Here is a 15037-nt window from a genome sequence, read left to right as displayed (position 1 = left end):
TTATTTGGATTCCAATTTTACTACATTATTGGTTTCAGGGTTTGAAGCTGAAACACTTAAAATTTCTTTTATTTCTACACGAAAAGGCCAGCCTTCTTCGTTTTCTGGTTTTGGCACTACTTTTCCACGGATGGAAACTGTGGTGTAATCTGTTGGTTCTTTTTTATAAGCTTCTGCCATCTTATTAAGTTCCATCATTTTATCGTCCATAACAACGCCATAAACTTCGCGATGCGTTTGTAATACAGCTGCATCTGAATAGTAAACAAATTCGCCTTTTAATAAGGTTAGTCCATCGCTTTGTTTTTTCGTGCGATTTGGGCTATCCATATCAATAGCTTCTGTTTCTATTATGGTTTCTTCAGTTTTACTATCATTTTTACAACTAATAAAAACAATAGATACTATTAAAAGTGTGGCTAGTTTTTTCATAAAATATCACTAAAAAGATTGATTATTTGATTTTATCCCACGGAACCTTCTAAACTAATTTCCAGCAGTTTTTGAGCTTCTACAGCAAATTCCATTGGAAGTTTATTTAACACCTCTTTACTAAAACCATTTACAATAAGTGCAATGGCTTTTTCAGTGTCAATACCACGTTGGTTGCAATAAAATATTTGGTCTTCACCAATTTTACTCGTGGTTGCTTCGTGTTCTATAATGGCCGTTTTATTTTTAGCTTCAATATATGGGAAGGTATGTGCGCCACATTCATTACCCATTAATAAACTATCACATTGTGAAAAGTTTCGCGCATTTTCTGCACGTGAGCTAATTTGAACTAAACCTCTATATGAGTTTTGTGATTTTCCAGCAGAAATACCTTTAGAAATAATAGTTGACTTGGTATTCTTTCCTAAATGAATCATCTTGGTTCCCGTATCCGCTTGTTGATGATTGTTTGTTACTGCTATGGAGTAAAACTCACCTACAGAATTATCACCTTTTAAAATACAACTTGGATATTTCCATGTTACAGCCGATCCTGTTTCAACTTGTGTCCATGATATTTTAGCGTTTTTCTCGCAAATACCACGTTTGGTTACAAAGTTAAAAACACCACCTTTACCTTCCGCATTTCCTGGATACCAGTTTTGAACGGTTGAATATTTTATTTCAGCATCATCCAATGCAATTAATTCTACAACGGCTGCATGAAGTTGGTTTTCATCACGACTTGGTGCTGTACAACCTTCTAGGTAACTTACATAACTACCTTCGTCTGCAATAACCAATGTTCTTTCAAACTGACCAGTTCCAGCTTGATTTATTCTGAAATATGTTGATAATTCCATTGGACAACGAACGCCTTTTGGAATATAACAGAAAGAACCATCACTAAATACGGCTGAATTTAAAGCGGCATAAAAATTATCTTTTTGTGGAACAACGGTTCCTAAATGTTTTCTGACTAATTCTGGATGCTTTTGAATAGCTTCAGAAATACTCATAAAAATAATCCCTTTTTCACCTAATGTTTTCTTGAAGGTTGTTGCTACCGAAACGGAATCTATAACAACATCCATAGCTACATTAGCTATTTTTTTTTGCTCATCAATAGAGATACCTAATTTTTTAAAGGTTTCCAGTAATTCCGGATCCACTTCATCTAAACTTTCATATTTAGGTTTGCTATTGGGAGCAGAATAGTAGGATATGGCTTGAAAATCGGGTTTCTGATAATGAACGTTAGCCCATTCAGGTTCTATCATGTCTTGCCAAACGCGAAAGGCTTCTAACCGCCATTCCGTCATCCATTCAGGTTCTTCTTTTCGTTTTGAAATAGCACGAACAACATCTTCATTTAAACCAATAGGAAAGGTATCGGATTGGATATCTGTGTAGAAACCGTATTCGTATTCCTTGGTTTTTAATTCTTCTCTTAAATCGTCCTCTGTATATTTACTCATGTGTATTTTCTTTTTTTATTCCTTCCACTTGAGAAGGTTAGGATGGGATTATTACAGTGAAAAACTTTCACCACAACCACACGTTCTATTTGCATTGGGATTATTAAAAACAAAACCAGTACCATTCAATCCGCCAGAATACTCTAGGGTAGTTCCAATGAGGTACAAAAAGCTTTTTTTATCAATAATGATTTTTACACCATTATCTTCAAAAACTTTATCACCATCTATTTGGTCTTTGTCAAATTTTAAATCGTAAGACAAACCAGAGCAGCCACCACTTTTCACACCAACGCGCACGTAGTCGGTTACCGCATTATAGCCATCTTCCGTCATTAATTGAACGACCTTCTTTTTTGCTGTTTCAGATACTTTTATCATAGTCTTAATTAGATTAACTCTAAATAGTATGCAAATATACAATATATGTCATGGATTACCATATAACCTAACATGATATTAACAGATAGATGCATAGATAAAAATTATGCAAAATTATCCTGATTTTCTATTGGATAATCTTGAAAAGAATACGTGATTTAAATGGTAATTTCTATAGGAAGTTAATTTTGAAACTCTGGATTATTAATAAAGGATGCATCTGATAGAGTCAGTAAAAATATTTTTAAATCCGCTTTGTCTTGAGTAGAAAGCTGCACACCACCTTGTGCTACTTTTTTCATCAGCGGATCAATGGTTGGTGAATTTTGCAAGCCTTCACTATAATGATTGATAACATCGTCTAAAGTTGCAAAACGACCATCGTGCATAAATGGGGCTGTGTATGCTAAATTACGAAGGGATGGCGATTTGAATTTGCCGTTATCAGCGGGGTCTCCTGTTACGGCTCCAAGTCCCAAATCGGTTATGGTTGCATCCAAACCGTTATTATGAAACATATTATCGGTCCATAGCGGATTGTTGGGGTTGCCATGGCAGTGAAAGCAATCGCCTCGGGTTTCATCCATAAACACATTTAAACCATTGGTTTCTTGCGGTGTTAACGTAGCTTCGCCTAACAAATAATTGTCAAATTTTGAATTGGCCGAAATAAGCGTACGTTCAAATTGCGCTAGTGCCTTGGTGGCTTTTTCTTTGGTAATCATACCATCACCAAATGCACTATTAAATAGATTTGGATATTCTGGATGTTGTTGTAATCGTGAAATTACAGTTTCCCATGTATTATGCATTTCTACAGGATCCTCCACAGGGACTAACGCTTGATGCTCCAAACTGAATACGCGACCATCCCAAAAGAATTTTTCATCATAATTCCAAGCCAAATTAAATAGTGGCATGGAATTTCTGTTACCAAGAATGCCGTCAATACCTATACTAAATTGAGAATTATCTGAAAAGGCATTTTGTGGACTGTGGCACGTTGCACATGCTTGAGTATTATTAGCAGACAGTAAGGGATCAAAAAATAATTTTTTACCAAGGGCAATACCTTCTAAGGTTTGCGGATTATCAATGGGAATTACAGGGTTAATAATAAATTGCGCAAATAATGGCGGAATATCCAAAGGTTGAGCCGTTGGCTTATTAACATATTCTTCTGAATCATCTTTACTACAAGCCGTAATAAAAATACATAAAATTAAAAGTGTATATGTTAATGCTGTCTTCATTTAAAATATTTTAATGCGTGATGTTTCCAATAGAAAACACGGTCGAAACATTGGCTTGCATCATTTTTTGAGCGTCATAATTTGGCATTAATGAGGTGTCAAGAGCATTTAAATCCCAGGTGTTAGGGTTTTCGAAAAATTCAGCAATATTCATTTTTACCTCAATGGTAGCGTTGTTAGTTATGGTAATTTCTGTTGGCAGTATTATTTCGGCAAAATTTTGCTCAAAAACATCTGCGCTTACACGTGCTGTACCATTGTGAAAATTATATGGCATTGGCGCTGTATTTACATTGTACATACCGTCAAACTGCATAAAGTGGTAACCTCCACCTAGCATTTCTGGCCAATTCCAAGATGCACTGTTTAAATCGGGATAGGCACCATCTATATTATCTGTTTCATTAAAGCCCCAAATAAATTTTAGGGTGTAAGTTCCAATTGGGATTATGTTATTATCAGGTGAGAAATTATAAGTTGTTTCATTTGATAAATCAGTAAACTTATACCCATTAAAGCTATATATTTCTCCGTTTTGATTTGTTAATTCGAATCGTGATACCAAATAACGTAACCTGGTCATGTTCATAATTTCACCATGAGCGTTGGTAACGGTTTCTGTTTGAAGATTACTGCTATTTATAGTAGTGGTATCCCAATTATGGGTGAAATTAAATGTAATAGCTGCTTTGGTTTGCACAGGAGCTAGGAGGTCATCATTATCTTCACCACAGGAAAAAATAACGAAAGCTAACATTATTATTGATACTATTTTTTTCATTTTGTTCTAATTATTAGTAAGTCTGTAAACCCTTTATTTTCTAATATATCACCATCTGAACTACCGGATTTCCCAACGCCAATTATCGTGTTATCTTCTAATTCAATTGCACTTAAACAAAAATCAATAGCTGAACCACCAACGGATTCTTGCTTGATAATTGTACCATTAGCATCAATTTTTAATAACCAAGCATCATTTTGACCTTTATTGCTGAACAAATTGCCGTCGGCACTTCTAGAACTTCCTGATATTATAAAACCAGAACTAGTTCCTTTTTTAATGGATAGTCCAGCATCAAAATCACTTCCGCCAAGCGTTTTTTCCCAAATAAGATTTCCTGAGGGTGATATTTTTATGAGCCATAAATCCGCTGCGCCCAAATTATTTGAAATTTGAACATCATTACTACGTGTATCACCAATAATGAGATAATTACCATCGCCAGAATCAACTATACTGCGCGCTTCATCTATTTGTGTGCCTCCAAAATTTTCTTCCCAGATAATGGTTCCTGAATTGGATATTTTTATGACCCAAAAATCATAATCACCAATATTATTGGCAATGTCGACATCATCACTATCAGAGGATCCAACAATTATGTAATCACCTTCATCCGTTTGAATGGCATCAAAAGGAGAATCGGTAAAGCTTCCGCCGTAGTATTTGCTCCATTCAATGGTGCCTTCACTGTTCAATTTTAAAGCCCAATAATCACCACCTGCGTGTTTAAAACTTGCGTTTTTAGTATTTCCAGCGCCACCTGATGCTGTAACATCCAAAATACCGGTAATAAAAAAGCCACCATCATGAGTTACTAATATAGATTTACCACGATCAGCTCCTAAATAACCATAGGATTTTTGCCACAATAAATTTCCGTTAGAATCTAGTTTTGCCAACCAGTAATCTTGTGCCCCTGCATTGCTGGTTACATCGCCATCATTACTATCACTGTAGCCTAGAATAGCAAAACCGCCATCTGATGTCTGAACTATTTCTTCACCGCGATCATCACCCGATCCGCCATAAGTTTTGGACCATTGCATGTCATGATTCGCATTAAATTTTAGCACCCAATAATCATAACTTTCATTCGTTTTATCGGCAACATCGCCATCCGAACTTTGAGTAAAACCTAAAATAGCATAACCGCCATCCATTGTTTTGATAATGGATTGACCACTTTCATTTTTAGATCCACCTAATGTTGTTACGGTTGTTGTGGAGTCAACAGCACCTTCTGGAGTTGCATCATTATCTGATGAACAACCCAGTATGAATAGTGTTGTTAAAAAACTTAATATTTTTAGTTTCAAGGTGAATTTAATTTTGCTTTCTTACTATAAATAAGCCGCCTTCAATATCGCTAATAATAATATTTCCACTAGCAAAATAAGGGTATACGTTCCACGCACCATGGAAACTGGTGCTATTATTCGCTGGATAAGAATCAAAGAACCCAACTTCAGTCATATTGCTACTACCAATGCCGGAAATATCTACAAATCGAACGCCTGCTGTATAATTAGCAATATAAAATGTATCGCCCTTTACATAGCCATTATGGTCAATTGCAGCTGTTGGTCCATAGTAATCCATGTGAAAAAGGGGATTGTCTAAATCGGTAAAATCGAAGACAATGGTTCGTGTATTACCACCAAAACTTTGTTCGTCAGTTTCATCTCCCAGAATGAAATATTGCAAATCATCCGTAAACCAACCTTGATGTGTATATCCAATATTGGTATAGTCAATGGTAGAAATAATTTGCGGATTTGCTTTATCAGTTACATTAACTATTACAACTTCGGTTTCATTACTTCCAATTAAAATTTCTTGACCGTTATAATCAGAATCAGGACCATTGTAGTTTAGAACTTGTGCATCATGAGAATATCCAAAAAAGCCACCTTCTTCCACAGGGCTTAACGGGTTCTGAATATTAATAAATAAAGGGCCTCCAGCATACGTTCCACTTCGGCTAGTTCCTACAATGTAGGCATAACCAGAATCTTCATTAATAACAATATTATGAGCACTTCCAAAACCTGTGTAATGTGTGTCAGCTGTAAACGTCTCTGGCGGATTTGCCACATTACGTAATCGACCTAAATCAAATACTTGCATACCATAACCACTAGCTTCACTAACAATAAAAGCATAGTCATTATACACTTTTACATCGCGCCAAATATTGCCTCTGTCACCCGGATTAACGGATGCTAAGCGACCTAAAAATATTGGGTTTAATGGGTCAGTAACATCTATAAATGCTGTTCCTTGTGTGGTGCCAACAAGGGCATATTCATTGCCTGTTGTGCTATCTGTCCAGCCCCAAGAGTCGTTACCTTCGGCATTTGGTTCACCTATAATATTAATGGGAATATGGCTCATTAAATCATATCCATTACATGGGTAAGGTCCAGCCATACCATTTTCACAAGGGAATAATGGCGTAGTGGCAGGCGTGTCTTGACAAGCATTTCCAATACCATCATTATCATCATCCTCCTGATTTGGATTGGCTATTGTTGGACAGTTATCTTCACTGTCCGGAATACCATCATTATCTGTGTCTATGATTGTAATTGATTCACAGGCATCACCAATTCCATTATTATTGGCATCTTCTTGATTTGGATTTGATAGTTCAGGACAGTTATCTTCACTGTCGGGAATACCATCATTATCGGTATCCACAATAACAATTGGATCTACAAGTTCATCATCGCAAGCTTGTAGTGTTGAGAAAACAACAACACAAATAAATAAAAGCTTGATAGTTAAGGGGGATTTAAAAGGGTGTTTCATAGGCTTTTTTGTTGCGGTTTAAGGGTTTTAAACAACGCATAGTTTTTTAGTAATAAACGATTTATATGCTATTTTATTGCCTCGATTAAGACCGAGTCTTTAAATAAAAATATAATATATAAGTCGTAGTTTAAATTGAATTAACTTGGTATTTAACATAATTTATTTAGCTAATCGGAACAAAATTAATGGATTATTTAGAAAAATACTTGTCATTGGTCTTTTATTTATGTTAAAATGAATCTTGTAATTAACGGTCATCTTAATTTTTTAGATTATCATGCCTACAAATAACTCCAAGCTTCTTATTTTTGCATCATGATAGAAGATAAAAATCAACAACGCACCCAATTAGAGAATTTAGGCGAATTTGCTCTAATAGATCATTTGACATCGAATTTTAAAATTACTCAAAAATCAACTATTAAAAGTATAGGTGATGATGCAGCTGTTTTAGATTTTGGTAAAAAACAAGCCGTTGTTTCTACCGATTTATTGGTGGAAGGTGTGCATTTCGATTTAAGTTATATGCCTCTAAAGCATTTAGGTTACAAAGCCATTATGGTGAATTTATCGGATATTTATGCTATGAATGCTATGGCAACACAAGTCACGGTTTCCATTGCGGTTTCTAATAGATTTCCTCTAGAAGCTTTAGAAGAACTATATGATGGAATTCATACCGCAGCCAGCATATATGGTGTGGATGTAGTTGGAGGTGATACGACATCCTCGACGTCTGGTTTATTAATTTCCGTTACCGCAATTGGTGAAGTTGCTAAAGGTGAAGCCGTTTACAGAAGTGGCGCAAAACCGAATGATTTATTAGTGGTTTCAGGAGATTTAGGTGGTGCTTATATGGGATTACAAATTTTAGAACGCGAGAAAGCAGTGTTTAAAGTAAATCCAAACAGTCAGCCTGATTTAGACCAATATACTTATATTGTTGAAAGACAATTAAAGCCAGAAGCGCGTAAAGATATTATTACTTTATTAAAGGAGTTAGATGTCAAACCAACGTCTATGATTGATATCAGCGATGGGTTATCATCTGAAATACTACATTTATGTAAACACAGTGAAGTAGGTTGTGATTTATATGAAGACAAAATTCCTCTAGATCCTCAAGTCATTTCTTCCTGCGAAGAATTCAATATAGATAGCACAACTGTTGCTTTAAATGGCGGTGAAGATTATGAATTATTGTTTACCATTTCGCAAGAAGATTTCCCTAAAATACAAGCAAATCCTAATTTTAGTGTCATAGGTTTTATGCAAGAAGCCGGTGCTGGCATGCATTTAGTTACGCGTGCGGAAACTAAAATCCCACTAAAAGCTCAAGGTTGGAAGAGCTTTAATGAAGAATAAGTTATTTTATATTTTAGCCCGTTACTCGTAAGGTATTGTCTGCATAGTTGCTCGAGGCTAATCGCAGAGCACGACGTGAATACATGTGTTCAAGAATAGTGTTGATTTCCATAAATTTTGGAGTCAGTGCAGTTAGCTTGCCATTCCCATTAGTTGTGGCTTGCTTTTTACAATGTTTACATTGATACTCTTTAACGTGTAAAGTTACTTTTCGGGAAACGTGAAAATCATGACCAAAAATATTGCAATATAATTTTGGTATGAAAGCGATTTTTTGATTAGTAGGTTTCATTCTTTTTGGTTTTGGGTTCCATAAAGCTATCAAAAAAAACACTTTAACCGTTAAAATCACTAATTATTCGATGAAATGCACAATTTCATGTAGGAATAAACTTTCATTTTCAATATAACTCATGTGTCCATCAGGAAAAATGACAAAATTAGTATTTGTCTCTTCGGCTTCCTTTACAAGATCATCACATGGAATAACCGTATCATTACGACCAATAATTAGTAATTTAGGAAATATAGCCTTTTTGAGAATATCAGTTCGGTCTGCTCTAATTTTCATGCCTTCCAGAGCAGCTATTATACCTTGTTGCTGTGTTTTTAATGCTTCTTTTTTGACATGAGAAATTTCCTCAGTAAGTAAAGACTGATTTTTTAAAGCGAATAAATTAGTAACAGCCATACTAACAAAAGCTCTTTGGTTTTGCTTAACCGCTTTTACAGCACGTGTTCTATTTATTTTTCGTTCAGTGCTATCTGCCTTTGCCGTACTATTCGCTAAACATAATCGCAATATCATAGTGGGGAATTTTTCAGCGAAAGCTAATGCCACATAGCCACCCATGGAATGACCAATAAAAATACTTTTATCAATTTTTAAATGAACTAAAACCGCATGAATCATTTCTGCCATCAGTTCCATGCTATGAATATATCCCAAACAACCCGTTTTACCATGTCCTAATAAATCAATGGCAATTACCCGATTGGTCTGGATAAGTTCAAGTGTTAAGCGTTCCCACATCGTGCTGTTTTCTAAAAACCCATGAAGCAAAACGATTGGTGTTCCTTTGCCTTGGTCGGAATAAAAAACAGGAGTACCTTTATAGTCTAATATCATTTTTAAAGTATCTTGGACAAAGATAGCAGAGTTTAAATATTTATAGAATAAACCATTTTTGTTTTTCAGAAATTATATGAATAAAACCAAACAAACACTGATTGTTGCTTTTGCACTTTTCTCACTATTTTTTGGAGCAGGTAACTTAATTTTACCGCCATATTTAGGCGTGCAAGCTGGAGGTAATTGGTACTTGGTGGCTTTTGGTTTTGCTTTAACAGCTGTTATAATCCCTATTTTAGGAATATATGCGCACGCTAGATTGCAAGGCACTATGTTCGATTTTGGCAAAAAAGTATCACCTATTTTTAGTGCGGTTTATTGTGTGTTTATGTATGCTATTGCCGTTGCGTTGCCTGCGCCACGAACAGCTTCTGTAACACATGAAATGGCAATCGCACCATTTTTTGATTCGCCTGCTTTACTAACAAGCTGTATTTATTTCGCATTCGTTTTTCTGTTTGTTATGAATCGCTCGCGCCTCTTAAGTTTAATTGGTAAATATTTAACGCCTCTAATTGTTATCATATTATTAATCATAATTGGTTTAGGAATTTATGGCGGCTCATCAGAAACAGTTACTACGGCTGTTAGTTCACCATTTGCGCTAATAACATCAGGAATTTTTGAAGGCTATCAAACATTCGATGCTATTGCTGGTGTTGTGGTTGGTGCTGTTATTGTGTTGTCTTTAAAAACGTATGGAGAAGGTACTTTTGAAGAAAAGAAAAAACTAATCTCTCAAGCTGGATTCATTGCAGGCTTCGGACTATTCATCATTTATGCCGGCCTTATAATCTGTGGGTATTTGTTGCAAGCTAGTTTTCCGGAAAATGCAACCCGAACGGAAGTTTTAACCAATTTAAGTCAGATAACTTTAGGTAATATAGGAACCACTTTTTTGAGTGTTTTAGTCGCTTTGGCATGTTTTACAACTGCCGTTGGTATTATAACGGGCGCATCTGATTATGTCAGTGGCTTATTCCAGGATTCGCGAAAAGCATATACTATAACTGCTATTTTATCATCCGTAATAGGTGTTATTGTTGGGAGTTATAATGTGGCCTTTATTATTGATATCGCGTTGCCAGCACTTATGTTTATTTACCCTATTACTATTGTGTTGATTCTGTTGAATGTGTTGCCACAAAAATTTGCTTCTGAAACTGTTTTTAAAGCCGTTGTATTGGTCACATTTATTTTCAGTATTCCCGATTTTTTAAAGTTTTTAATCCCTGTAGATAATTTACAAGGTGTCTTGAATAGTATTCCGTTAGCAAATCATAGTTTGGGTTGGGTGTTGCCAGCTTTAATTGTATTTCTCTTGTTAAATTTTAAAAATTTCACGACTAAAAGATTAGCGAATTAAAAATCATGGCTTTACAAGACATCATATCCTATAATTATCAAGATATTTTCTCCTTAAGTATAGTTGCTTTTGAAAAAGCGTGTGTTGTCAATAAACCAGAGCAAGTTCATGCCTATAATATGTATTGGATTAAGGATGGAAAGGGGTCTTATAACATAGATTTTAACACCTATGAATTTGATGGTGAAGTGCTTTTCTTTTTGACACCTGGACAAGTTTTTTCAGTTGAACATGAAAAGATTAAGTCAGCTTACAAATTGACTTTTGTTCGAGATTTCTACTGCATTCAAACGCATGATAAAGAAGTGTCCTGCAACGGTGTGCTTTTTAATAATATATACGAAACACCTTTTGTAAAACCTTCAGTAAAAGAATCTTTAAAATTAGAAATTATTTTAGAAGGCTTAATTGAAGAATTTCAAAATAACGAAACAGCGCAATATGATATGCTTCAGGCATATTTAAAACAGTTTATTGTAAATGCAGTCAGAATAAAAAAAGAGACCGGTATTATTAAAACAGATGAAGACACCAAGCTCTTTAAAGATTTTAGCTTATTGGTTGAACAGAATTTTAAAACGCTTCATAGTGTTACAGAATATGCAAAACGTTTGGGATTATCACCAAAATCATTGACCAAACATTTGCAATTATTAGGTGCCGACACACCGAGTGATGTAATTAAAAAACGTATTATTTTGGAAGCTAAACGTCAATTAATATATTCCGATGAATCTGTTAAGCAAATAGCCTTCAGTTTAGGGTTTAATGATCCAGCTTATTTTAGTCGCTTTTTTACAAAAGCCACTTCCCAGTCTCCGCTTCAGTATAAAAAAGACTTCAAAAACCAGTAATATTCTTATTAAGTGCCTTATTGAATGCTATTCTACAAGCATTAGGAACTTTTGTCCATTTTTCTAGGGAATGATTGTGCGCATCTTTGCAGTGTAACAAAAAACAATCATTAACACATTAAATATTAGGATTATGAAAAATGGTAACTTATTAATACGCATCGGATTCGGATTATTATTTGTTTGGGGAGGCGTAGAAAAATTTATTGAAGGATTTTTAGGAGGTGTTGGTCTTCAAAATATGGCAGACTTTTTAAAAAGTAGTGGTTTGGCCTTTTTAGGCGATACAGGAACCTATGCTCTTGGCGCTATTTTAGCGGCTTTAGAATTAGTAGCAGGAATCTTATTATTTGCTAACAGAAGATTATTTGAAGCGTATGCCTTTTTAGCATTTATCATGTTTATGGCACTAGCATTAGTACATATTCCTTCTGGTAACTGGATGAATATCATGATTCATATTGCTTTACTTTTCTCATTAGCAGGTTTAGCAGTTCAAAGTAAAGAGTTGAAATAATTTAAAAATCTTAAATACATACAAAATGGATATTCAATTAAAAACAGCAGACTTTAATAACACCATAGAAACAAATAAAAATGTTGTATTAGATTTTTATGCGGATTGGTGTGGGCCTTGTCAGACATTATTGCCAATCGTCAACAAATTAGCCGCCGAGTTGCAAGATATTGTGGTTATTAAGAAAGTAAATGTTGATCAGGATAGTGAATTAGCTGCCCAATTTAATGTTAGAAGTATACCAACATTAGTGTTTTTCAATGAAGGAAAAGTTATAGATAGACATTCGGGATTGCTTACAGAAACAGACTTAAGGGAGAAAATCAACCAAATACAAACAGTATAAATTAGAAACTTTAAAATATAATATTATGAATACAAGAATTGAAACATTAAATCCAGAAACAGCAACTGGAAAATCAAAAGAGCTTTTTGATAAAGTAAAAAATAAAATGGGAATGGTACCAAATCTTCTAAAAGTTATGGGAAATTCACCAGCCACTTTAGAAACCTATTTAGCATTTGGACAATTAACTGAAAAAGGAAATTTCCAGCCTCAATTTAGAGAGCAATTAGCACTTGCTATTGCAGAAACTAACAGTTGTGATTATTGTCTGTCAGCACATACTTTTATAGGATCCAAGCAAGGTTTAAGTGGAGAAGAAATAGATAATAACCGTCAAGGATTGTCGGCAGATTCTAAAACACAAGTAGCTTTGCAGTTTGCTAAAAAAGTAACTGATAATAAAGGAAAGATTAGTACGCAAGATTTAGAAACCTTTAAAGCAGCTGGATTTAACGATGAAGATGTTATGGAAATTATACTAAATGTTGTGTCCAATACATTAACAAATTATGTCAATCATATAGCTGAAACAATTGTCGATTTCCCAAAAGTGGAAGCTGGTAAGTTTTCAACTACGGTTTAAAATAAGTCGAGCGAAAAGATATGTTATTTTGGCCAGATGGAAATAGAGTGGGTTATAAATACAAAGAAGGCGCTTTCATGAAAGCGCCTTCTTTTAGTATATAAACGTTTGAAACTAATTATGAATTCATAATATCTTCAATTTCTTCCAATTCAATAGGGATATTGCCCATTAAGTTTTTCGGTGCTCCAGATTCTTGAATCACTAAATCATCTTCCAAACGGATACCAAAACCTTCTTTTGGAATATAAATCCCAGGTTCTACTGTAAAGACCATGTTTGCTGTCATAGGTTCATGAAGTAACCCATAATCATGCGTGTCTAAACCAATATGGTGAGACGTTCCATGCATGAAATACTTTTTATAAGCTGGCCAGTCAGGGTTTTCATTTTGAACATCGGCTTTGTCTAATAAACCTAATTTTAAAAGTTCAGACGTCATTAATTTACCAACTTCCACATGGTAATCCGCCCAAATAGTTCCAGGAACTAACATTTTTTCAGCTTCTTTTTTCACATGATTTACTGCGTTATAAACTTCTTTTTGTCTGTCGTTAAACTTTCCTGAAACAGGAATAGTTCTCGTCATATCACTCGAGTAATTAGCGTATTCTGCACCTACATCTAGTAGAATTAAATCGCCAGCCTTACATTCTTGATTATTCTCAATATAATGTAACACATTGGCATTATTTCCAGACGCCACAATAGGTGTATACGCAAATCCTTTAGAACGATTTCTTAAAAATTCATGCATTAACTCCGCTTCAATTTCATATTCCATAACACCTGGCTTCACAAAATTTAAAAGACGACGGAAACCTTTTTCTGTAATATTACAGGCTTGCTGCATGATGTCCAATTCAATCTTATCTTTTACAGAACGTAAACGTTGTAATATAGGATTACTTTTCGCTACGCTATGTGCGGGATACTGCTCTTTTAATTTTTTATTAAAACGGTCTTCACGCGTTTCTGTTTCTGTATTAGCACGATAATGCTCATTGGTATTTATGTAAACCGTTTCGCATTGTGCCATAACTTCTTTAAAAATTTTCTCAAAATCTTGAAGCCAAAACACAGTTTTTATACCCGAAGTACCTAATGCTTTTTCTTTGGTTAGTTTCTCACCTTCCCAAACAGCAATATGATCGTTTGTTTCCGTAACAAATAACATTTCACGATACTTTGGATTTGGGCTGTCTGGAAATAGGACTAAGATGCTATCTTCTTGGTCTACACCACTTAAATAAAATATATTTCGATCTTGTTGAAATGGAATGGTACTGTCTGCACCAATTGGATATACGTCATTCGAATTAAAAACGGCTAAACTATTGGGCTTCATTTGAGCCATAAAGTTTTTTCTGTTTTTAATAAAGAGTTGATTGTCTATAAGATGGTATTTCATGTGTTCGTTTTTATTGTTTTTTAATTGTCACATGTGTTCGCAATAAAATAATTATCCTTGGTGATAATGTTTTTAGAGCGCTCGGTTCATGTGTTCGTTTTTATTGTTTTTTAATTGTCACATGTGTTCGCAATAAAATAATTATCCTTGGTGATAATGTTTTTAGAGCGCTCGGTTCATGTGTTTAATTTTGATTAATTCAAAGTTACATGTTTCAAGATAGTTAAGAGAAATATCACAACACTTTTGGTTAATTTTAACACCAAATTTTGATGCTAGTCGCTTTATGTTTATTTTTCAATTTTAATTAACTAA

General features: G+C 34.6%; 16 protein-coding genes. 6 read left to right on the top strand and 10 right to left on the bottom strand.

Annotation, left to right across the window (positions count from 1 at the left end):
* The 7 genes from ES675_RS01745 to ES675_RS01715 all read right to left on the bottom strand — a co-directional run bounded on the left by ES675_RS01745 (position 1) and on the right by ES675_RS01715 (position 7145).
* Entirely contained in the window at positions 1-432 is a 432-nt protein-coding gene (locus tag ES675_RS01745; protein WP_066249530.1) for a hypothetical protein, read from the bottom strand.
* Positions 433-464: 32 nt separating this feature from the next.
* Positions 465-1913, bottom strand: coding sequence for a Fe-S cluster assembly protein SufB (sufB, locus tag ES675_RS01740; RefSeq protein WP_066249534.1), 1449 nt, complete (start codon positions 1911-1913; stop codon positions 465-467).
* A 51-nt stretch (positions 1914-1964) separates the two neighbouring features.
* The gene (locus ES675_RS01735; protein ID WP_066249539.1) at positions 1965-2294 is read right to left on the bottom strand and encodes a HesB/IscA family protein; all 330 of its coding nucleotides are present in this window, start codon (positions 2292-2294) and stop codon (positions 1965-1967) included.
* Between the two features lie 182 nt (positions 2295-2476).
* The gene (locus ES675_RS01730) at positions 2477-3547 is read right to left on the bottom strand and encodes a cytochrome-c peroxidase (protein WP_066249541.1); all 1071 of its coding nucleotides are present in this window, start codon (positions 3545-3547) and stop codon (positions 2477-2479) included.
* A 10-nt stretch (positions 3548-3557) separates the two neighbouring features.
* Positions 3558-4328, bottom strand: a complete 771-nt coding sequence (locus ES675_RS01725; RefSeq protein WP_066249547.1) for an MbnP family protein — start codon at positions 4326-4328, stop codon at positions 3558-3560.
* Positions 4325-5650 (bottom strand): hypothetical protein, encoded by a 1326-nt coding sequence (locus ES675_RS01720; RefSeq protein ID WP_066249552.1) that lies wholly within the window; start codon positions 5648-5650, stop codon positions 4325-4327. The genes ES675_RS01725 and ES675_RS01720 overlap by 4 nt, the downstream gene beginning before the upstream one ends.
* Positions 5651-5657: 7 nt before the next feature.
* Positions 5658-7145 (bottom strand): choice-of-anchor B family protein, encoded by a 1488-nt coding sequence (locus ES675_RS01715; protein ID WP_082985871.1) that lies wholly within the window; start codon positions 7143-7145, stop codon positions 5658-5660.
* Between the two features lie 318 nt (positions 7146-7463).
* Here ES675_RS01715 and thiL point away from each other — a divergent pair, with 318 nt between their 5' ends.
* A complete protein-coding gene (thiL, locus tag ES675_RS01710) occupies positions 7464-8513 on the top strand; it encodes a thiamine-phosphate kinase (RefSeq protein ID WP_066249555.1) in 1050 nt (349 codons plus the stop codon).
* Positions 8514-8526: 13 nt separating this feature from the next.
* Here thiL and ES675_RS01705 read toward each other — a convergent pair whose 3' ends face one another.
* Both ES675_RS01705 and ES675_RS01700 read right to left on the bottom strand, forming a co-directional pair.
* Positions 8527-8805, bottom strand: a complete 279-nt coding sequence (locus ES675_RS01705; protein ID WP_066249559.1) for a hypothetical protein — start codon at positions 8803-8805, stop codon at positions 8527-8529.
* Between the two features lie 63 nt (positions 8806-8868).
* Entirely contained in the window at positions 8869-9642 is a 774-nt protein-coding gene (locus ES675_RS01700) for an alpha/beta fold hydrolase (RefSeq protein ID WP_066249562.1), read from the bottom strand.
* Positions 9643-9718: 76 nt separating this feature from the next.
* On the opposite strand from ES675_RS01700, the gene brnQ reads away from it, so the two are divergent.
* From brnQ to ES675_RS01675, 5 genes are all read left to right on the top strand, one after another.
* A complete protein-coding gene (brnQ, locus tag ES675_RS01695) occupies positions 9719-11011 on the top strand; it encodes a branched-chain amino acid transport system II carrier protein (protein WP_066249568.1) in 1293 nt (430 codons plus the stop codon).
* Positions 11012-11016: 5 nt separating this feature from the next.
* Positions 11017-11865, top strand: coding sequence for a helix-turn-helix domain-containing protein (locus tag ES675_RS01690; RefSeq protein WP_066249574.1), 849 nt, complete (start codon positions 11017-11019; stop codon positions 11863-11865).
* A gap of 133 nt (positions 11866-11998) precedes the next feature.
* Positions 11999-12382: a DoxX family protein gene (locus ES675_RS01685; protein WP_066249577.1), complete on the top strand. Its 384-nt coding sequence runs from the start codon at positions 11999-12001 to the stop codon at positions 12380-12382.
* 25 nt (positions 12383-12407) lie between these two features.
* Positions 12408-12728, top strand: a complete 321-nt coding sequence (gene trxA / locus ES675_RS01680; protein WP_066249580.1) for a thioredoxin — start codon at positions 12408-12410, stop codon at positions 12726-12728.
* 25 nt (positions 12729-12753) lie between these two features.
* A complete protein-coding gene (locus ES675_RS01675; RefSeq protein WP_066249583.1) occupies positions 12754-13311 on the top strand; it encodes a carboxymuconolactone decarboxylase family protein in 558 nt (185 codons plus the stop codon).
* A gap of 118 nt (positions 13312-13429) precedes the next feature.
* Here the strand turns inward: ES675_RS01675 and ES675_RS01670 are convergent, their stop codons facing one another.
* Positions 13430-14722 carry an aminopeptidase P family protein gene (locus ES675_RS01670; protein WP_066249587.1) on the bottom strand — a complete coding sequence of 431 codons (1293 nt, stop codon included), beginning with the start codon at positions 14720-14722 and terminating at the stop codon, positions 13430-13432.
* Positions 14723-15037: the final 315 nt, after the last annotated feature.

Origin of the sequence: Algorimicrobium algoritergicola (genome assembly GCF_008086165.1) — a bacterium.
Classification (GTDB): Bacteria; Bacteroidota; Bacteroidia; order Flavobacteriales; family Flavobacteriaceae; genus Algorimicrobium; species Algorimicrobium algoritergicola.
Note: the sequence above shows the minus strand (reverse complement) of the source record. Positions and strands in the feature narration are given on the sequence as shown.